Source organism: Thalassotalea litorea (genome assembly GCF_005843925.1).
GTDB lineage: Bacteria > Pseudomonadota > Gammaproteobacteria > Enterobacterales > Alteromonadaceae > Thalassotalea_A > Thalassotalea_A litorea_A.
The window spans coordinates 34,184-55,144 of sequence record NZ_VCBC01000004.1 but is presented as its reverse complement, the minus strand read 5'-3'; the positions used below and the strand labels follow the sequence as shown (position 1 = coordinate 55,144).

At 44.1% G+C, this 20,961-nt stretch carries 21 protein-coding genes; 3 read left to right on the top strand and 18 right to left on the bottom strand.

Annotated features, from left to right (window positions below):
• The first annotated feature begins 144 nt into the window (after positions 1-144).
• Positions 145-408, top strand: coding sequence for a hypothetical protein (locus FE810_RS03955; RefSeq protein ID WP_138318741.1), 264 nt, complete (start codon positions 145-147; stop codon positions 406-408).
• An 8-nt stretch (positions 409-416) separates the two neighbouring features.
• Here FE810_RS03955 and pmbA read toward each other — a convergent pair whose 3' ends face one another.
• A complete protein-coding gene (gene pmbA, locus FE810_RS03950; RefSeq protein ID WP_138318740.1) occupies positions 417-1,760 on the bottom strand; it encodes a metalloprotease PmbA in 1,344 nt (447 codons plus the stop codon).
• A gap of 125 nt (positions 1,761-1,885) precedes the next feature.
• Between pmbA and yjgA the strand changes: the two genes are divergently transcribed.
• A complete protein-coding gene (gene yjgA / locus FE810_RS03945) occupies positions 1,886-2,410 on the top strand; it encodes a ribosome biogenesis factor YjgA (RefSeq protein WP_138318739.1) in 525 nt (174 codons plus the stop codon).
• A 14-nt stretch (positions 2,411-2,424) separates the two neighbouring features.
• On the opposite strand, the gene FE810_RS03940 is transcribed toward yjgA, so the two are convergent.
• The 9 genes from FE810_RS03940 to FE810_RS03900 form a co-directional block, all read right to left on the bottom strand.
• A complete protein-coding gene (locus FE810_RS03940) occupies positions 2,425-2,754 on the bottom strand; it encodes a hypothetical protein (protein ID WP_138318738.1) in 330 nt (109 codons plus the stop codon).
• A 198-nt stretch (positions 2,755-2,952) separates the two neighbouring features.
• Positions 2,953-4,392, bottom strand: coding sequence for a metalloprotease TldD (tldD, locus tag FE810_RS03935; protein ID WP_138318737.1), 1,440 nt, complete (start codon positions 4,390-4,392; stop codon positions 2,953-2,955).
• Positions 4,393-4,592: 200 nt separating this feature from the next.
• The gene (locus FE810_RS03930; RefSeq protein WP_246036897.1) at positions 4,593-5,465 is read right to left on the bottom strand and encodes a carbon-nitrogen hydrolase family protein; all 873 of its coding nucleotides are present in this window, start codon (positions 5,463-5,465) and stop codon (positions 4,593-4,595) included.
• Positions 5,466-5,467: 2 nt separating this feature from the next.
• Positions 5,468-9,409: a YhdP family protein gene (locus FE810_RS03925; protein WP_171022254.1), complete on the bottom strand. Its 3,942-nt coding sequence runs from the start codon at positions 9,407-9,409 to the stop codon at positions 5,468-5,470.
• A complete protein-coding gene (gene rng, locus FE810_RS03920) occupies positions 9,409-10,875 on the bottom strand; it encodes a ribonuclease G (RefSeq protein ID WP_138318735.1) in 1,467 nt (488 codons plus the stop codon). The genes FE810_RS03925 and rng overlap by 1 nt, the downstream gene beginning before the upstream one ends.
• Before the next feature lie 16 nt (positions 10,876-10,891).
• Positions 10,892-11,449: a Maf family protein gene (locus FE810_RS03915; RefSeq protein WP_138318734.1), complete on the bottom strand. Its 558-nt coding sequence runs from the start codon at positions 11,447-11,449 to the stop codon at positions 10,892-10,894.
• Between the two features lie 107 nt (positions 11,450-11,556).
• Positions 11,557-12,039 (bottom strand): rod shape-determining protein MreD, encoded by a 483-nt coding sequence (gene mreD / locus FE810_RS03910; RefSeq protein WP_138318733.1) that lies wholly within the window; start codon positions 12,037-12,039, stop codon positions 11,557-11,559.
• Positions 12,036-12,923, bottom strand: coding sequence for a rod shape-determining protein MreC (gene mreC / locus FE810_RS03905; RefSeq protein WP_138318732.1), 888 nt, complete (start codon positions 12,921-12,923; stop codon positions 12,036-12,038). The genes mreD and mreC overlap by 4 nt, the downstream gene beginning before the upstream one ends.
• A gap of 35 nt (positions 12,924-12,958) precedes the next feature.
• Positions 12,959-14,002, bottom strand: a complete 1,044-nt coding sequence (locus FE810_RS03900) for a rod shape-determining protein (protein WP_138318731.1) — start codon at positions 14,000-14,002, stop codon at positions 12,959-12,961.
• Positions 14,003-14,456: 454 nt separating this feature from the next.
• Between FE810_RS03900 and FE810_RS03895 the strand changes: the two genes are divergently transcribed.
• Positions 14,457-15,413, top strand: a complete 957-nt coding sequence (locus tag FE810_RS03895; protein ID WP_246036896.1) for a 1-aminocyclopropane-1-carboxylate deaminase/D-cysteine desulfhydrase — start codon at positions 14,457-14,459, stop codon at positions 15,411-15,413.
• A gap of 138 nt (positions 15,414-15,551) precedes the next feature.
• On the opposite strand, the gene rplI is transcribed toward FE810_RS03895, so the two are convergent.
• From rplI to rlmB, 8 genes are all read right to left on the bottom strand, one after another.
• The gene (gene rplI, locus FE810_RS03890; protein WP_138318730.1) at positions 15,552-16,004 is read right to left on the bottom strand and encodes a 50S ribosomal protein L9; all 453 of its coding nucleotides are present in this window, start codon (positions 16,002-16,004) and stop codon (positions 15,552-15,554) included.
• Positions 16,005-16,022: 18 nt separating this feature from the next.
• Positions 16,023-16,250 (bottom strand): 30S ribosomal protein S18, encoded by a 228-nt coding sequence (rpsR, locus tag FE810_RS03885; protein WP_136734056.1) that lies wholly within the window; start codon positions 16,248-16,250, stop codon positions 16,023-16,025.
• A gap of 11 nt (positions 16,251-16,261) precedes the next feature.
• Positions 16,262-16,570: a primosomal replication protein N gene (priB, locus tag FE810_RS03880; RefSeq protein ID WP_138318729.1), complete on the bottom strand. Its 309-nt coding sequence runs from the start codon at positions 16,568-16,570 to the stop codon at positions 16,262-16,264.
• Between the two features lie 7 nt (positions 16,571-16,577).
• Positions 16,578-17,003, bottom strand: a complete 426-nt coding sequence (gene rpsF / locus FE810_RS03875; RefSeq protein ID WP_138318728.1) for a 30S ribosomal protein S6 — start codon at positions 17,001-17,003, stop codon at positions 16,578-16,580.
• 259 nt (positions 17,004-17,262) lie between these two features.
• Positions 17,263-18,051, bottom strand: a complete 789-nt coding sequence (locus tag FE810_RS03870; RefSeq protein ID WP_138318727.1) for a hypothetical protein — start codon at positions 18,049-18,051, stop codon at positions 17,263-17,265.
• 369 nt (positions 18,052-18,420) lie between these two features.
• On the bottom strand, positions 18,421-18,789 hold the full coding sequence (locus tag FE810_RS03865; RefSeq protein WP_138318726.1) for a hypothetical protein: 369 nt from the start codon (positions 18,787-18,789) through the stop codon (positions 18,421-18,423).
• 171 nt (positions 18,790-18,960) lie between these two features.
• Complete coding sequence (locus tag FE810_RS03860; RefSeq protein WP_138318725.1) at positions 18,961-19,998, bottom strand: T6SS phospholipase effector Tle1-like catalytic domain-containing protein; 1,038 nt, start codon at positions 19,996-19,998, stop codon at positions 18,961-18,963.
• A gap of 149 nt (positions 19,999-20,147) precedes the next feature.
• Positions 20,148-20,903 carry a 23S rRNA (guanosine(2251)-2'-O)-methyltransferase RlmB gene (gene rlmB, locus FE810_RS03855; RefSeq protein WP_138318724.1) on the bottom strand — a complete coding sequence of 252 codons (756 nt, stop codon included), beginning with the start codon at positions 20,901-20,903 and terminating at the stop codon, positions 20,148-20,150.
• Between the last annotated feature and the right edge of the window lie 58 nt (positions 20,904-20,961).

The following is a 20,961-nucleotide window of genomic DNA, read 5'->3' as shown; positions in this document are numbered from 1 at the left end:
AACTAAATCATTCATACACGATTGATTTTACAATCAAATCACGCTTTCAAAACACCAGGGTTGCGAACAACTAAGGTTCGGCAATAATGCCTCGGCGGTCGTTTGAGTGCATGTCTGTAGTAATTGAATTAAGAGGTTTATTTTATGGATTTATGGTTGTCTGTCACCATTTTATGTTTAGGTGCAGTGGGTCTGATGTTGGTTATCGTCGGCTCATTGTTTAGTGCAATCCATGCACTTGGCAAAAAACAATACGTGTTTGGCTGGTTGAACTTCCTGTTTTTACCCGCAATTCTGTATTGCGCGCTGCATTGGCGTGATGCCCAGTACCCAGCAAGACTCACCTTTGGTGGTCTTGCGTTGTTATTGGTAACTGGATTGTTAATTCTTATCTCTGAAGTAAGTTAACGATGCAGTTATTGCCCTGAGACCTGCATCTGTTCGATGAGTACCGAACCGGTACGAATACTGCCTCGCTCGTCATAATCACTACCGGTGAGCGCCAAGCTCTTGAACATATCTTTGAGATTGCCAGCAATGGTCACTTCCGCAACGGGGAATGCAATTTCACCATTTTCGACCCAGAATCCAGCCGCGCCACGGGAGTAATCACCGTTAACAATGTTTACCCCTTGTCCCATCAATTCAGTCACCAATAAGCCCGTGCCTAATTGCTTTAACATGGCATCGAAGTCACCACCGTTGGCGGAAACTTGCCAATTATGGATACCACCGGCATGACCATTCGTTTGGGCCTGCATTTTTCTCGCTGAATAACTGGTTAACAGGAAGTTTTGTAAAACTCCGCTGTCAATAATGTCCATATCCGAGGTTTTTACCCCTTCCGAGTCAAAACTGCTACTGGCCAGTCCTTTTAATATGTGTGGACGCTCGACGATATTTAAGTGCTCAGGAAATATTTTATCTCCCAGAGCATCGAGTAAAAACGATGACTTGCGGTATAAATTACCACCGCTGATTGCGGCAATTAAATGGCCAAATATGCCATTAGCAATATCGGCTCGAAACAGTACCGGCACTTTTTGTGTGGCAATTTTTCGAGTGCCTAATCGACTAATGGTCTCTTTGGCTGCTATTGAACCTACCTGTTCAGGCGTCCATAAATCTTGATAATCGCGGCTGACGCTATAGGCATAATCTCGTTGCATTTCATCGCCGGCACTGGCGATCATCATACAGCTTAACGAATGACGACTGCTCGGATAGCCAACAAGTTGGCCATGGCTGTTACCATAAACTTTAAATCCTTCGTAGCTGGCAAAATTAGCGCCATCGGAATTCGTTAATCGTTCATCCGACTCTAATGCGAACAATTCAGTTGCTTTGGCAATATCAATCGCCTGCTCAGAAGTAAAAGTATGGGGATGATACAAATCTAAGTCTTTTGGTTGATACGCCAGCAGTTCGGCATCAGCCAAACCTGAGCAAGGATCTACTGATGTATATTTTGCAATTTCAATCGCCGCTTTAACCGCTTGTTCCAGAGCGCCATCTGAGAGATCCGCAGTCGACGCTGAACCTTTTCTGCCCTCTTGATAGACAGTGATACCAAGAGCTCCATCATTGGTAAATTCAACCGTTTCGACTTCACCAAACCGAGTCGCAACACTCAAGCCTTGTTGCTTACTCATCGATGCCTCAGCCGCATCGGCGCCTAGCTGTTTGGCTTTTGCCAATACCTCTGCGAGTCGTTGTTTTACCTGTTGCATCTGTTCGGTCAGGATTTGCGGGTCTGACATGGTTGAATTCCAAAAGATTATGTTAATACTTGCCTGCAAGCTTACCATAGAGATCAACAGGATGATGAATAAAGTGGTGGGAATGATGTATAATTTCGGCATAATTCGCCGGGAACTAGAAATTCATGAGTAAAGAGCACGATAATGACGCGCAGCAAGATGAAGAAATCATCTACGTCAGCAAATCCGAATTAAAACGGGATATGAAAGAGCTGCAGGAATTTTCCATTAAACTCTCGAAGTTAAGCGTAAAGCAACGTGGCATGTTGCCTCTGAACGAAGAAATTATGCAAGCCTTAGCGTTAGCCGATAAAATTCGTAATAAACACGACGCATTTCATCGCAACATTCAATTTATCTCGAAGCAATTGCACGGTGATAACGAAGAAGCGGTCAGGCTCGCTTACGATAAAATTACCAATAAGCATGCTCAGGAACATATTCGAGTCGCCAAACTGGAACAAATGCGTGAAGCGTTGATTCATGGCGGTAATGATGCTGTTGAAAGTCTGCTTGCTGAGCATGAAGGCTTTGAGCGCCAACGATTACGTCAGTTAACACGCCAAGCTGCCAAAGAAATGAAATCTGGCAAAACGGGCAAAAGTTTTAAAGAGCTTTATAAATATCTGTCGGAAAATATTCCACTATAAAGTGAATGGCAATGTTAGCTGGATGGCACAATGCATTTTTGCATTCGTCTTTTGTTTTGATTTACCAGGGCAAGTGACGTTAGATTCGAAGGGATTTGAGATAAAATGCGTTGCTTACAAAGATCTTCATAGGCGTGGGCAGTATCAAGACAGTTATGGTAATCAAAGCTGTCTGAATGTCCTTTTGCACGGTCAAGACACAACTGATCCACCTGCATCATTGCTTCGCTCAATACCGACTCAGCCGAGCGTTGAAAATCAGGCTCTGAAGCATTGAAAATCACACCTTGCTTCACCAGTACGCCAATCACGACGGCTATCAAACCAAGCAGTAATTTTTTCATTGCCTCCATCCCTGTCAGACACACCTTGAGCATACATCCTGTGCTCAATTTTCAATAACTTAAATGACAATAACCTGTTTTTTCTGCAATGACAACGCTTACTCAAATCCTGAAAAACGTGATAAATCCTCAAGATAGGAATAAAGCGCAGTTGTCAGATTCTTTGTATCTATATTATCCGTCGCCAAATAATAGTGGTTAATTGGTGCCGCCTATCGTCAGCTCGTCTACTTTGACTGTTGGCTGGCCAACGCCTACAGGCACGCTTTGACCATCTTTACCACAAACACCGACCCCATGATCTAAGGCCAGATCATCGGCGACCATACTGATTTTTTTCATTGCCTCAGGTCCAGAGCCTATCAAGGTTGCTCCCTTGACGGCCGTGGTAATTTTACCATTTTCGATAAGGTAGGCTTCTGCGGTAGTAAACACAAATTTGCCACTGGTGATATCCACCTGACCGCCGGCAAAATTCGGTGCATAAATGCCTTTTTCAACGGATGCGATGATATCATCTTTGCTGTGTGGACCATTTAGCATATAAGTATTGGTCATGCGCGGCATCGGCAAATGCGCATAGGACTCACGACGGCCATTACCGGTTGGGTTTACTCCCATTAGCCTGGCGTTCTGTTTGTCCTGCATATAGCCTTTTAAAATGCCTTTTTCGATAAGAACATTGTATTGCCCTGGTGTTCCTTCGTCATCGATACTCATCGAACCTCGGCGATTTTCCAGGGTGCCATCATCAACAACGGTACAAAGTTCAGACGCCACTTGCTCGCCAATTTTTCCGGAAAATGCGGAAGAACCTTTGCGGTTAAAGTCCCCTTCAAGACCATGCCCAACGGCTTCATGCAACAAGACGCCGGGCCAACCCGCACCGAGTACAACCGGTAATGTGCCGGCTGGTGCATCTACTGCATGTAGATTGACAAGAGCCTGGCGTACCGCTTCTTTGGCAAAATATTGAAATCGAGGTTGGTGATTATACACTTCGAAAAAATAGTCATAGCCGAATCGACCACCACCGCCACTGCTGCCGCGTTCACGTTGGCCATTTTCTTCCACCAACACCGAACAATTAAGACGAACCAATGGACGGATATCCGTTGCATACGTACCATCACTGGCAGCAACTAAAACTTTTTCGTAAACACCGGATAAACTTGCAATGACTTGTTTTACCCGAGAATCGGCTTGTCTAGCCGATGCTTCCACATCATGTAAAAGTGCGATTTTCTGCTCTTGATTCAAACTTCCTAATGGATTCTGAGCACCATAAACGCTGTGAACCTGTTGCTGGGAAAATGCATTAACTGAAAAGCTTTGATTTTCACGGGTGATCCCTCGTGCTGCATCTGCCGCCCGGTTCAGTGCTAATAAATTGATATCATCGGAATAAGCAAAGCCGGTTTTTTCACCACTGACAGCTCTTACGCCAACGCCTCGTTCAATGTTAAATGAACCTTCTTTGACAATACCATCTTCCAGAACCCAGGATTCATGATTAGAGGACTGAAAATAGAGATCGGCATAATCAATTTGTTTTTGACAGATAAAGCCTAATGTAGACTGCAAATCATCTGGGGTTAATTCACTGCTGTGTAGTAGTTCTTGTTCAACAAGGTTCATAATTATGGGTAAATCGTTAGTTTGACAAAGACGAAGTAGTTAAGGTGTATATTACACTGTCTCACATTTTTTCGCTCAGTTAATTACTCAACGTGTGAGTCTCGGCCGGCCAAGATAGTTTAAAAAATAAATCTCGGTGCAACGGAAAATATTATGACCATAAATCTAATCCGCTGACTAGGCGAGCAGACGTTTTTGGATTAGTTAAAGTGCAAGGTAAAACGATTATGATCATTGACTGGTATGCTGGCTCGCACTCGCTTGATAAGCTGTTGATCATAACGAATCGATACCAAACCGCTTAACTGCGTTTCGCTATCAATAACCCTGCAATCTCCCCATGGATCCACGACCATCGCATGGCCATAGGTTTCCCGCCCATTAGCATGCACACCTTGTTGCGCCGCAGCCACCATATACACCTGGTTTTCAATCGCTCTGGCTTGTAAAAGTGGTTGCCAGTGGGCTTCTCCCGTTACCTGAGTAAAGGCGCTAGGCAGGCATATCACCTGCGCTCCTTGTTGGCGCATGGCCCGAAACAGCTCTGGAAACCTTAAATCGTAACAAATCGCCAAACCAATGGTGATCCCGTCAATATCCACACAGGTAACTTTGCCGCCGGGTTGAGTATACAAAGACTCTTGATAACTTTTGGTATTATCATCGACGTTGACATCAAACAGATGCAGTTTTTGGTAATCAGCGATAAGTTCGCCGGATGGCGAAAATAGCAGACTGCTAGCCGAAAAGCGCTTTGCTTTAGCCCCAGACTCCGCTCCGGGTTCTACACTGTGCGTCGGAATCGAACCGGCCAATAAATAGCATTGGTGCTTTGTAGCAAGCGCTGCCAGAGCGGATTGCATTGAGCCTGGACTCATATCACAAAGTAATTCCGCTAACTGTAATTGCTGTTGGTCGCGCCCGCCAAAAAATAAACAACATTCAGGCAGGACAACCAAGTGCGCTTCATCTTTATCCGTTTTTATTGCGTGCTTGGTTAAAATTCGGTCTATTTCAGCGAGGTTTTTATCGACATCCGGTTGAGAGGACATTTGTAACGCAGAAAGCCACATGGTTATTGATTGCCTTTATCGTCTTTGTCTTGCTCTTCTTTATCCGCAGCAACCGATTTAGCCACGGACTTTTCAGGTGGTGGAGCAGGAGATGCAATTTCTGTGGTCGGTTTACGTTCATCGGCCTTCATTTTGCGACTTCGACGCTCAACTTCTTTAAAAACCGGTTCATCGATGGTGCCGGTAAGCTCAAAGTTGATAACTGAAATTACTTCCGATTTTTGCAAAACTTCATCGACAACCATCGCGCCAAGGCCTGCGGCAGGGTTAATGGCAAATGCCAGAATAATCGGTATCGATGAAGTAACCTTGGGCGCAAACGACATTTTGTAATCCAGGGTCTCGTCATTAAGGTTGGTATTCCCCTTAATCGCAACGTTCCCGGCAACGCCATCCATACGTAGGTTGTCAGTAAAGATCACCCCATCATTTAGGATAAAATCACCTTTGATATCGTTATAAAACATCCCTTTGGCAAATACATCGCGAAAATCCAGAGCAAGCTTACGCACTAATGACTGAATGCTAAACAATGCTAATAAGCGTGCGCCTTTATCATCAACATCCGCTAAATAGCCGTCATCAAGGCGGGCACTGACTTTGCCATGCAAACTATCCAATTCAAAATTCTGCGGCCCCCCTTGCCAATTAAAACTGAATGTGGCGTTTAATCCACTGTCTCGTATTTCTGAGCCAAAACCCAAACGCTCCATTTCTGAGCCAATATCGTTACTGGTGAATTTGCCCTGGATATCGGTGAGATTCGCCTCATCATTCACCAACCACTGCCCTGATAAATCCACTCTAAAGCCTCGACGAACGGCGGAAAATGATTCTAAATTAGCGATATTGGTGCCGCCTTTAACGAGTGAAAAAGTGACATTACCAAGATCCAGATTCTGATATTTACAACTAGTACAGTTAAACTGAATTTTCGGCATATCTGAGGGTAAAAAGCTGATTTCTGTTACCGCTTCTTCTAAAATCGCGATTTGTTCCTCGGCCTGCGCTTCCGTTTGTGGCGCATTTTCCATCAGGTGAATAAAATCCGCATCAATTTCTAACCCCAGGCGGGTAAAGTCATGATGAAATTTTACCCGACTTCGGGCTTCATCAGAGTTTAATTGCAACAGCCACCAAGCTTCTTTGTCCACAAGGTTAAAGGAAACATCGGTGAGATCCTGACTAAAGAACTTCAAGCGGGCAATATTGCCACGGATCCGCTCCGGTGCCTGGATAAAGCTCGGAGTGCCTGATGATGCAGAACCATTTGGAATACTGGTTAAAATATCACTGACCAGTGAATACCAGGGTTGTAATTCTATTGCCTGTAGATCGGTTGTGATATGAAAGCCTTCGAGTGGCAAGAACATCTTTTCCCGGCCGAGAATTAAATGGGAACGTTTAAAGCGCACTTCCTGGTGGAGTAATTCACCAAAAAAGTTAAGCTCTTCACCAAGCTTTACTTCGATATTCGAATTATTGACTCGCCCACTGGCCGTCGCGCTCAACGCCAACGCCTTACCCACGGATTTACGATAAGGGGCAGGCAATGCGAGATTTGCCTCTTGTAAATCGGAATTCACCGTTAGCTTATAGCTAAATTGTCCTTCCTTAGGCATATATAGCGCTAAGTCACCTTGCCAGTCTAAAGGCCCGGAAATATATGGCTGCAGAGGTTCCGGGATTTCACCTTGATAATGTTCTGGTTGCCAATTACCTGCCAATCCCAAATCGACCTGATAGAAGTTGTCTTCAATGCGGCCATCAACATCAATACTCATTGGCAATTCACGCCACAGCATTTGCAGGTTATCGGCTTTTATTGCAGAATTTTCAAAGCTTAACTGCCCTTGAATATTTCGAAAAGACATTTGCGGCGCACTTAAACTGGCACTTAAGTTGGTAAAGTTAACGTCACCTTTGGCGATAGCCTTGCTGGTTTCAGTTAGTGGCAAATCGAGAGAGAACCAGCCAGTGACATCCCCTTGAGGGTTAATAAAATTCAGGGTTTCACCGACACTTTGTCGTAATGGGCTATCCAGCATGAGTTGCTTTAATCGTTCGCCATTGGTCGCAACAGGTGTGCGTACGGTTAACAACCCGGCTTTACTTTTCAGCTCTGGAATCGCGACCTTAACATTGCGAGTTGGAATGCCTTTTAAAACGCCGTCATAAGCCGTGATCAACATCGAATTATTGGTAAAATTCAGGTTGGCTTTTAGCTTTTCTATCGCCGGCCAATCTTGCTGAAACTGATATTTGCTTTGTTCAATATCGGCATCAACAACAAATATCCCGGAATTGTCGGTAAATGGAAAATCTTGCAATGCGCCGTTAAATAACACCGAAGCCCGAGTCAGATTGCCGTAAAAAATCGAACGATTCAAATAACTAACCAGGTTTGGCGACATCTTTTTCAATGGCAGATAATACTTGGCCCGGCTGATATCACCGTTATTTACGATCACACCTAAGGCCATCGATGTCGGAGTATCTGTGGCGCCCTTAAGCGTCATTTTACCTTCGAGATTAAGCTCGTCGGAATCGAGATTGATTTGTTGCGCCTGCAAGCGCCAATGATCATCCGAATAGTCGAAACGAATATCGGCATTGAGTTCCGTAACCGGCATAGGGCGCGCAAAATGTTCGCCAAAATCCAGTTCACTGTCACTACTGGTTACGCTGGCAAATATCTTGTTATCCACCATTTGCACTGTGCCGTGAAAATTTTCAATCCCCGGTATGGCACCAACATTGTTCCAGCTAAAGTCCTGCATTTTCATGGATGCTAAGGTATATCGGGGCCTTACCTGATAATGCAGTTTTTCGATTTCGCCCTGCAACTGCAGTTGTTCGAGCAACTCATATTGCGCAAATAAGCCTTCAGTAATGGGCAGTACCTGTCCCCATTCAGACAAGGATAAGCGTGAAAGATAGGTATGCTGAACACCTTGTTGCTGCACAATGGATAATTGCAACGGCGTCAAAGCCTGCTGATTGAATTTTACGTGTAATGGCGAGGTTTGCAGTCGATAGCTATTTCCTTGTCCAATACGTTGCCAATCAACCCGCCCCTGCTCAAAGCTCAGGTGCATTGGTTGCTCGCCCTGGTCCCATACCAGGGTATTTTCGCCCAGACGTAAGCGCATATTCTTGACTTGCCCATGGGCAATATCAAACCAGGAACGGAAATTAATGTTTGAATCTAACTCATTAGCACGCTCGCCCAAAAATGTATCCAGGAATGGCGTGATATTCAGGTTATTGGCCTGTAGGTACATCTGCCCCGCAAGCCCCTGCTCGGTACCCGATTTGAGATTAACCAAAAGCTTAGCTGAGTTATCCGCCAGCCCCTGTAAGTGAATATTGCCGACACCACGATGCTTGTCGCCTTCATTGAGCCAGGCCATTTGTGCAATTTCAAAGGTATGCTGCGTTTCCCCTTTATCGACAATAAACAAACTATTTTCGACGGTAAAACGACTGGTTTTTTGTAAAAATAAATCAAGAATCGATTGCACATCGGTATTCGATTGCTGATCCTGCTGGGAAATTAATAATTGCGGGTTTACCTGTATCGTCGCACCGACCAAGTGGAAGTTCTTCGCAATTAAGCCTCTTCGTTTGACGCTGTTGATGATATCTAACGACACATCAATTTGCTGAATCTTAATATCCAGCGCCTTATCCTGTGAAACATTCACTTCTTTAACAACGAGAGCCGGACCAAAATTTTTCCAGCCAGCAGAAAGCTCGCCAATGCTTATTTCACCGTCGTAAAGTTCATTCACATAATCTTCGAGGCTGGCCTTATACGTGTGGGCATAGGGGAGAAACAAGCGGGCAGCAGAAAACAGTACTGCGAACAATACCAATAACACCGCCAAGGTTTTATAGAGGCGGTTAAGCCAGATGCTTAGCCATCGCTTGACGCCTTTCACTACATCATCACCACGTCGAATTGTTCCTGGTTATACATAGCTTCTGCCTGCACTTTAATTTGTTTACCAACAAATACCTCCAGTTCCGCTAAATGATGATATTCATCTTCGTTTAACGATTCGCTTACCGCAGGTGACGCATAAACAATAAATTTGTCGGCCTCGTAAGCTCGATTGACCCGGACAATTTCTCGTAAGATTTCAAAACAGACCGTTTCAACCGTCTTCATATTGCCACGACCATCGCAAACCGGACAGTGAGAACACAAGATATGTTCCAGACTCTCCCGAGTGCGCTTGCGAGTCATTTCGACTAACCCCAAGGAAGAAAACCCGCTCACGGAGTACTTCACCTTGTCTTTAGACATGGCTAACTCCAAACTGTTCAATACGCGTTTTTGATGTTCTTTGCTGGTCATATCGATAAAATCAACAATGATAATCCCACCGAGATTTCGCAATCGTAACTGGCGGGCAATGGCCTGAGTCGCTTCGATATTGGTATTAAAAATTGTCTGTTCTAAATTGCGGTGCCCGACAAATGCGCCGGTATTGATATCTATGGTGGTCATGGCTTCAGTCTGATCGATGATCAAATAGCCGCCGGATTTAAGTTCAACTTTTCGCTGTAAGGCTCGCTGTATTTCATTTTCGACATCGAATAAATCAAAAATCGGTCTCTCGCCCGGATAATATTCAATAATTGGCGACATCTCGGGGACAAATTCTTCGGTAAATTCTTTAATTTCCTCAAAACTTAATTTGGAATCCACACGGATACGTTCCAATCCACCACCGACAAAATCGCGAATTACCCGAACCGCTAAATCTAAATCCTGATATAAAGGCAACTTAGTTTGCTTACGAAGTTTGCGTTCTGACACTTTCTGCCAGACCCTGCGCAGAAACTCGGCATCGTGACGAACTTCCTGGTCTCCAGCCCCTTCAGCCGCAGTGCGCACGATAAAGCCACTTTGCTCGTCACAATATGGAGTGACAATGGATTTTAATCGAGCTCGCTCTTTATCATCTTCAATTCGCTGTGAGACGCCGGCATGGTTAGCGTTAGGCATCATCACTAAATATCGGGAGGCGATGGTAATATCCGTGGTTAATCGAGCCCCTTTGGTACCCAGAGGATCTTTAACAACCTGTACCATCAGCAGTTGGCCTTCATGCACTAACGTGCGTATATCTTTTTCGCCTTCATCTTGATCGGTTTTTTCGGCAGTTATTAAGCGGGTGCGAATATCGCTTGCATGTAAAAATGCGGCTTTATCCAAACTGATATCGACAAACGCCGCCTGCATCCCTGGCAATACCCGGATTATCTTACCCAGATAAATATTGCCGACAATACCGCGCTTGCCATTACGTTCAATATGAACTTCCTGCAAAGTGCCATTCTCTATCAGAGCAACACGAGTTTCACTTGGGGTTACATTGATTAGAAGCTCGCCACTCATCGATCAGTTACGTCCTTTATTTAATAAAGCGATTTAATAGTTGTTCAGTCTCGTATAAGGGTAGGCCAACTATCGCAGAATAGCTGCCATCAATGCGGGTCACGAATTTCCCACCAATACCTTGTATTGCATAGCCACCAGCCTTATCCTGAGGCTCTCCGGTTTGCCAGTAAGACTGCACTTCCAAAGCACTGACGCTGCGAAAATACACATCCGACGAAACCAACACCTGTTCCAGTGCCTGCCCTTGACGCACAGCAACGGCCGTCAACACTTGGTGCACGCGACCGGAAGTACGAGCAAACATGGTTTGCAAATCATCGAAGTCTTTGGGTTTCTCAAGAATCCTCTGATCCACCACCACAATCGTATCAGAGCCGATTACAATGTCATCGGCTGCGACATTTTTCTGACCCGCTGCGGATTTATCCCTTGCTAAGCGTGTGACATAGTCTTCGGGTAGTTCATCCGCGTAAGGCGTTTCAACAACAGAACCTTCGACCAGCTCAAATTCCATACCGAGCTGGCTCAACAACGCTTGACGTCGTGGCGATTTTGATGCGAGATAAAGCATATCAGGACCTTTTGACCTTTACAGCTCGTATTTTATTCAACGGAAGTATACCCATTAGAGCAAGCACATCATTGGATTCAACTTACCCCGTTAACAATAAACCGTCTCTACCGAACCTTAAATTGTCGCCTTATTTTCCGTAACAGAAGAAATATAACCCACCAAAGTATGGCACTGGTGATAACCGGGATCAGATAGGTCATTGAAAAGTCGACGCCAAATACAAATCGTTGCACCCAAAATATCAACAGATGATAAAGCGCTGTTAATAACCCGATGATAAGCGATTGTTGCCAAAGAGAAAAGTTTCTAATGGCCAAATAGTTATTTGCCATCACATAAACCACCATGGCCAGTGCAAACGCATTGATCCCCAATACGGACCCCAGTAAAACATCAAGCAATAAACCGACAAACCAGCCGGTTAATACACTGACTCGATTGGGTAGCGCCATGGCCCAATAGCAAAGTACCAGTAACGCCCAGTTAGGACGATAGGCATCCAATGCAATCGGCAAAGGAATAATCGAAAAGATAAGTGAAATAAAGATGGTGATATAAATCACCTTGGTATTGTTCTTAGCCTTCATCCCTGACCTTCTTGCGGTTTTGTATCCTGATCTTCAGGCGCACTGGATGACGGTTCTAAGCTTGGCTTATCTGGCCATAACAAAAGTAAGTATCGCAAGCGATCGATTTTAACCAGAGGTTTAATCGTCACTTGTGCAAATTCGCGAAAACTGTTGGCACTGACCTGAGTCACTGTCGCCACCGGATAACCTTCCGGGAACTTACCACCTAACCCTGAGGTAACCAGCAAGTCGCCCTCTTGAATATCGGTCGACAGTGGCACATGGATGACCTCCATGTGATTAACGCTGCCCGTGCCTTTTCCAATCAAACGTATGCCATTGCGGTGGATTCTTAAGGGGATAGCATGGGAAATATCGGTCAGTAACAGAACCCGGGAGTTATTCACGCCGACGTGGAGAATTTGCCCGGCAACACCATGATCATCAACCACAGGTTGCCCTTCATACAGACCATCGTCCAAACCTCTGTTAATCACCACTTGATGGGAATAAGGATCGGAATCTACGGCCTGAATCTCAGCAACCATTTTCTTATAGTCCTGGCGAACAGGAGAGGCTAATAAATTGCGAAGACGATCATTTTCCTGTTTGAGAATGTCCATCTGCAATAATTTTTCTTTAAGTTTAAGTTCGCTCACCTGATAGCGCTGATTTTCCGTCATCAATTGCTTGCGACTGACTAAATTTTCCGCGGTGGAATCGAGAAATTGTTTCGGGGCGTTGGCGAGATATTGCAAAGGGCTCACCAGTGACTGCATAAAGCCCCTGGCAACTTCAAAACTTTCCAGCTTGTGGTCGCAATACATAAAAGCTCCGGATAAGACCAGAGCTAAAAACATACGTCGATGGCTGGAAAACCCTTCAACAAAAATTGGATTCATGGTTATCTATTTCTCTTGCTTAATGAGAAATGTGATTATTCATCAGAGAATATATCACCACCATGCATATCGATCATTTCTAAGGCTTTACCACCGCCTCGGGCGACACAGGTCAATGGGTCTTCGGCGACGATTACCGGAATACCGGTTTCTTCCGCCAATAAACGGTCCAAATCTTTTAACAAGGCGCCACCACCGGTCAACACCATACCGCGCTCAGAAATATCTGACGCTAGTTCCGGAGGAGATTGCTCCAATGCGACCATAATAGCACTCACAATACCAGTAAGAGGCTCTTGCAAAGCTTCAAGAATTTCATTGCTATTTAAGGTAAAGCTGCGTGGTACACCTTCTGCCAGATTACGGCCGCGTACTTCAATCTCTACCAGTTCTTCGCCAGGATAAGCAGAACCGATTTCATGCTTAATGCGCTCCGCCGTCGCTTCACCAATTAAGCTACCGAAATTACGGCGTACATAATTGATAATGGCTTCGTCAAATTTATCACCACCGATACGAACCGACGAAGAATAAACCAGACCATTGAGAGAAATAATACCAACTTCGGTAGTACCACCACCGATATCAACAACCATAGAACCGGTTGCTGCAGAAACTGGCATATCGGCACCAATCGCTGCCGCCATCGGCTCATCAATCAAGTAAACGTCACGAGCACCAGCACCTAAGGCCGATTCTTTGATTGCACGACGCTCAACTTGGGTTGAACCGCATGGTACACATACCAACACTCTCGGGCTCGGGCGCAAAAGATTGCCGGAATGCACTTGTTTGATAAAGTGTTGCAACATTTTTTCGGTGACGAAAAAGTTAGCAATCACGCCGTCCTTCATAGGACGAATCGCTTCGATATTACCAGGTGTACGACCTAGCATCTGTTTTGCAGCGGTACCAACGGCGGCGACGCTTTTCTGGCCACCAGCGCGTTCCTGTCGGATTGCGACAACCGATGGTTCATCAAGGACAATGCCCTGATCTTTTACGTAAATCAGTGTATTAGCGGTTCCCAAATCGATAGATAGATCATTAGAGAACATGCCACGTAAATATTTAAACATGGTCGTAATTTCCTCTTGATACCACAAGGTATTATTTAACCCGCAACCTGGATTCGTTGTGGGTGTGTACAACCAAGAATGGGGGTTCTTGAGAAACACAGTTAGTCGTAATTAATTGGCCTAATCATAACCCAGTAAAATCACTATGTATCGTCTATTTTTGAAAAAATAAGTAAAATTTTGCAATTTTTTTCAAACAAACGAACAAGCAGTTTAATTTCATAAAGTTACATTGCGTTTATCGCCTTTTTTTATGACCATAATGTTAATCAATAGTTGCTTGACAGGAGAATATTTCGACCAAAAAAGTATTCCGTGTGATAACAATAAGAAGAAAACCATTTACCTGGACGTTTATTCACAATTTGTTGAAATATTCGCCGCAGTCAATTAACCAATGTAATAAAAGTTTCGGGTACAATAATGGTAAGTGACATGATGAGAAGCGAAAAAATTGTCCATTGATTTAGCATTACCTTCCGCTTTACAAGCGATAAAGCACCCTCTATTGGCGCAAAAGCAGGTCAATGTCTGGGTTAAACGTGATGATTTAATTCATCCGATAATATCCGGCAACAAGTGGCGCAAGCTCAGCGCCAACCTCAAGGCCTGCAAAAATGAAGGCGCTACGCAGGTCGTAAGTTTTGGCGGTGCTTTTTCTAATCACATCCATGCACTGGCATTCGCTGGCTACACAATGGGACTCGATACAGTAGGGATCATCCGTGGTGAACCGGAATATGCCAGTAACTTCACCTTAAGCTGGGCTCGATACTGGGGTATGAAACTCAAATTCGTCGATCGCAGCACCTATCGATTAAGAGAGCAATCCGAGTTTCTGCAACAACTACAGCAAGAATTTCCAAGTGCAAAAATCATCCCCGAAGGTGGCAGCAATAAGCTTGCGCTCAACGGCGTCGGTGAAATCATATCCGAATTGCAAAAACAAACGGATTTTGATTACCTCCTATGTCCGGTAGGCAGCGGTGGCACGATTGCAGGCTTAATTAATGCGGCCGATCAACAACATAAAATTTTTGGAATTAGCGTATTAAAGCAAGACGGATATTTAGAACAGCAGATTCAGCGGCTACTTGTCGATTCGACGAGTTGTGCTCAATGGCAACTGTTTAACCAATACCATTGTGGGGGCTATGGTAAGTTTAAAGACATTGATTTACAACAGATGCTCGAAATCCAGAATGCATTGAATATCCCATTAGAACCCATGTACTGTGGCAAACTTTTCATTGCCTTTTTCGATATGCTTAAACGCGATTGTTTTCCTAAGGGCAGTAATATTGTGTTACTTCATACCGGAGGATTACAAGGTTTAGGAGGGTTGGCACAACGGCGATTAATCAAAGAAGAACAGTGGCACGTACCAGCATTCCCTAAAACTGGGCAATGAAAGGGATAAGAAAATATCTCTAATGAAACAACTACCCAGCCTACCCCTGCGATCCGTTATACTCAAATTCATCCAATAAAAAAGCCGGCAATGCCGGCTTTTTTTATTTAAGAAGTACAGTTAGTACAACTTAATCGCTTATGCTTCTGGGATGATAACTACTTTGATAGAAGTATCAACGTCCGCGTGCAAGTGAATTACGATATCGAATTCACCCGTTTCACGGATTGCACCAAGAGGCAAACGAACTTCAGCTTTGGTTACTTCAACACCAGCTTCGGTGATCGCATCAGCGATGTCACGAGTACCGATAGAACCAAATAGCTTACCTTCGTCACCAGCTTTAGAAGCGATAGTTACTTCAGCTAGTTCGTTAAGCTTAGCAGCGCGAGCTTCAGCAGCAGCTAAAACTTCACCTAGTTGCTTTTCAAGTTCAGCACGACGTGCTTCGAAGTGTTCAACGTTAGCTTTAGATGCAATAACAGCCTTACCTTTAGGTAGAAGGAAGTTACGTGCATAACCAGACTTAACAGTTACCTGATCACCCAGGCCGCCTAATTTGGCGATTTTATCAAGAAGAATTACTTCCATTTTAACAGCCCCTTTAGGTTACTTGTGAAGATCAGTATATGGTAATAGAGATAAGTAACGAGCACGCTTGATCGCACGACCAAGTTGACGTTGATACTTAGCTGAAGTACCTGTAATACGGCTAGGAACGATTTTACCACTTTCAGTGATATAGTTTTTCAACGTTGCGATATCTTTATAATCGATTTCGCTAACGCCTTCTGCGCTAAAGCGACAGAACTTACGACGTCTAAAAAAACGAGACATTTGAATTTCTCCTAATTAATCATTTCAATCTGTTGGGCATGTAACACCAAAATGGGATTGCCATTTCGACTTTCGTGGCGGTTTATAAAACCACGAACTTTTACGTTAATGCCTGCAGTTAAATCACGCGTTAAGCTTTGCGACTGTTCCCCTGTCACCACCACCTGCATTCTTACAAATGCGTTTCGGGTTAAGCCATCCTCGGTTTGCATCGACCTATGGTCAATCACAAACTGGCAATGATGTATCCCGGCGGGGCTCGTTGAAAGCTTCGGGGGTTTAATCACCTCACCTATCAACTCAAGACAGTTGTCAGTCACTTAAGTACTATTCGCTTGCAGCTTCTTCAGTTTTTACTTCTTCAGCTTTCGCTTCAGGAGCTGGAGCAGCCTGAGTAGTCACTTCTTTTTTAGCTTCGCGGCGCTCATCGCGACGGTCTTCTTTAGCCATTGGAGAGGCTTCAGATACCGCGCCTTTAGTGCGCATGATCATGTTACGAATAACAACGTCGTTATAACGGAAAGAAGTTTCTAATTCGTCAATCACAGCTTGCGGAGCTTCAACGTTCATAAGAACGTAGTGAGCTTTGTGCAATTTGTTGATTGGGTAAGCTAACTGACGACGACCCCAGTCTTCTAGACGGTGGATCTGGCCTTCAGCGCCTTTGATCAGGTCGGTATAACGTTGGATCATACCAGTAACTTGTTCACTCTGATCAGGGTGAACCATAAATACGATTTCGTAATGACGCATTACGAGCTCCTTACGGTAGTAGCCTCTTTCTGGCTCAGCCAACACCAGCATAAAGGCAAGGAACAAAATAATATGGCTGAATTAAGGTCGCGTATTGTAGGGAAAATAGACAGTTAACGCAAGCGGAAATTGGAAACGGGGTTGATAATTAAATCAAGGTAGCATGTGGCAGGTTTCAGGGTTCAGAAAAAGTACCTCCGCCTCGCGTCATTCCCTATATGGACTCCCGTTTCATTTCAAGGATATTTGGTTAGGCAATCTACGAAACTGATTCACTCGCTCCTCTTAGTTTCGATAAGTATATCGCAAATGCAAGCGATAAAAATCCGGCTAGCCATCCAATGTTGACTATGTGCGATGCGCTCGAATATGCGGAAATATATAGATTCGAATATTCCGCCCAAATGATAGAATTTCCAGCAAAATTCACAATCCCATGAATTACCAAAATACTAATGAAGAAAAAAGAGAAGGGATTCTTCGTAAACCTTAACTCCCTATCCCTGAAAAGGATAATAACGAAAATCACTTCGACAAGAATATAGACAATATTAAGGCGCGCCATTCCACTCAAGTCAGGTATTAAGCTTGCCCCCATTAACCGCGATAATGGCGCAGGCAAAACAACGAGAGCCGTAATTGCCATAAAGCGAGCGTGTAACTGAATTTGCTTTGTAAATCGAACCGCTAAGAAATAGGAAAATGCAAACGCTAAAATCATTCCATGATCAACCATAAAGAATGTAAGCGTCCAAAACGCGTCCATTTTTAAGTCAGTTTGACTCACATACATAATGTGAAAAGCACTACCAATCACAACGGGAGCTAGTACAAATGATGCTTTTCCAATAATCCGATGTAAATTGTTTTTCTTTTGTTTAATCAAAACTGCCTGAGAAATTAACAATAAATACCATAGGATTGCCGATAGACTATGAATGTGATGGGCAACATCATTTTCACCAAGTTCAAGAAAATAACTTGGCATAAATCCTGAGACCACTACCAGAAACGAAACAAAAAAATAGATATACATTCGTTTATACATTGCTTGCTCTCAATTTTTATTGCTTTCGCATAACATGTTTATAGCGAGCTATTCGCGCGTTTTTCTACCGCAGCATAGCTTCTTTTTCGTAATAACCTATTTCTACCAGAGCCTCTAACCAATTGCTAGCAATTAGAAAATTGAGTTAAAATGTAGTTCGATTTCGGACAAAACCGAGCGATTGGGTCGTTTTACTGAGTATGCAAGCAAAACACACTGGATAGATAAAAAGAATGGGTGAGCGAGCGCTCCTCGCTATTTAAAGATATCAACCTTTTCAATCTATTAACGTCAAACTAGTATCAGGATTAGTCTTTTAATAAATGCTAATTTGGAGAGCAATTAACGTGCTAGGAACTTGGATTTAGTTTAAAAAAAGACACTGAACTCAGGCAAGCCATGTGAAGCTTTCAACTGTTCAAACTTGTCTTTTTGATATCCGGCGTACACTATTTCATCAGCATTCAAGTAGCCATGATCCTGCGCTTTATTGATATAGAAATAAAGTATATCGCCACGAATGCGCCTTTGTATTACAACGTATTCGGAATTCGAACCAACTGCTACAATTTCTGGTTCAAATCTGCCGATATATATATCGTCGCCTGCCTTTAGGCCAAAATGAGCCTGACCGTCAATAACATACACAGCATATTTGTCATCTTCCCAGAGAGTTGAATCGCTCCAAATCATCATAAGAAAGAGCAGTAGCAAACAAACCCCAATTAATCTTTTCATTCGTCCAAGGCCTTATTATATTGCATTTATCGGCTTGTCATCTTTACGTGGGAATCTCTATAAAGAAGTCTCTTCAACGACTCTAACTCGCTCATCAAAACCGCACAAGGTAAATCAAGATAGACAAGCCTAGCGGACAACCGCTAGAAGATATAATCCTGACACGCTGCTCTATTCTCCGATGGGCAAATTTTCCCAACCGGTTTCTTCAACCAGCTTTTGTAGTTGCGGCGGTCGATAGCTCGAATCGTGTTCATATCGTGTTTGCACACTTGGATGAATCAATGTGGGTTTGCCTGCAACTAAGAGGGGTCGGTCTAAGGGGCGTTTGAATCGATAAACGTGTTTACGTGAGCGATGAATTGGTGCCAATTCGCCGTCTGAAAGTTGTTCATGTATATGCGTTTCTATGTTGAGCCCGACTTGTTGTGCTTCGTTAAGCATCCAGGCTAAAGGCATATCAGATGCCACATTGCCGGTACTTTTGTCCGGCGGATAAGAGCCGCCAACGTCAGAATGCACGCCTGCAAACCAGACCTGCTTTAAATCGACCCCATCCCTGGGCATCCAAACTGTGGGTTCGAAATCCTGACGCTTTTCATCAATGGCTAGAGCATGACGAGCAAAGCTAATGTTTGACCCCATCTTGGTGTCGTAAAATTCATCGTGACTATCAAACAACCCCATAAGACTGAACGGGATCCCCAGCGCGCCTACCGTATCCCAGACACCGACAAAATGAATGTGTTTCGACGGATGACAATAATCCGCGAAAAACTGTGAGGAATTTTTACCTTTTGGTGCGTTTTTAGAAACCGGGCTTTTGTAGATTTGCCAGGCCTCGGAAATCCGATTGGCATGTTGGCGCTTTAAGATCCCACAGTTATTGATCAATCCACTTAACGCTCTAACGGTATATGCGCCGCGACTAAAACCGAATAAATAAATATGATCGCCTTCGGCATAATTCTGGGCGATATAGCGATAACCATCGAGAATATTTTTATGGATACCAGCGCCCGTAGTCCCAGCGCCCATCGCATTGTGATATGAGCCTAACCCCCAGTCATAGAAAACATGTTGCTTATCATCGGCACTACCTGGCGAAATGGCGCGAGCCAGTTTAAGTACATTGGTTGGAAAGTCTTTTTGTAAGTCTTCTTCAGGACGGTTCCAGGTGCCATCCGCACAGATAATGATATTTGCCATTCACGTAACTCTCAAACCCTACGATTAGCTTTAGTGTATCCAGATTTATAAATTTCTCAATAAAAGCAAACAGATGGGATATAAATATCAAGGGGTCAGAGTAGTTGATATTTTCAACGACTCTGACCCCTTGATCAAAACTTAGGTGATTAACTTAGATTCTGGCGAACAATCTCGAATAGACAAATACCACAGGCTACACTGACATTTAAACTCGATACCGAGCCAGCCATTGGCAGTTTAATTAACTCATCACAGGTTTCCCGGGTAAGGCGGCGCATGCCTTTACCTTCAGCGCCCATCACCAATGCAATAGGGCCGGTGAGTTTGCATTCATAGATGGATTGTTGCGCTTCACCGGCAGTACCCACCAGCCAAACGCCCAGTTCCTGCATGGCTTTCATGCTGCGGGCAAGATTTGTTACTTGCACCAATGGCACGGTTTCAGCAGCACCCACTGCAACTTTTCGTACCGTCGAGGTAATGCGGGCAGCATTATCTTTAGGGACAACAATCGCATCCACTCCTGCCGCATCGGCATTTCGCAAACAAGCACCTAAATTATGTGGATCAGTCACGCCATCAAGAACCAATAAAAATGGGTTCTTTCCCTTTTTCTTTGCCGCTTCGATTATGTCATCGAGATCCTGCTCAGTAAAAACCTTACCGGGTTTAACGCGAGCAATCACACCCTGGTGTTGCTCACCTTCACTTTTATCATCCAGCGCTTTACGATGCACAAACTGCACCGACACACCATATTTACGTGCCAAATTGATAATCGGTAGCAGGCGCTCATCTTCCCGGCCTTTTAAAAACCAAATTTCGATAAAGCGCTCCGGAGCACGTTTTATCAATGCATTGACGGCGTGGATACCGAGGACAATTTCGTCTTGTTTTGCCATAGCTGTTTACTAGTTTGCCTTTAGTGCTTTAAATTTCATGTTAATGGAGCAAGGTCGA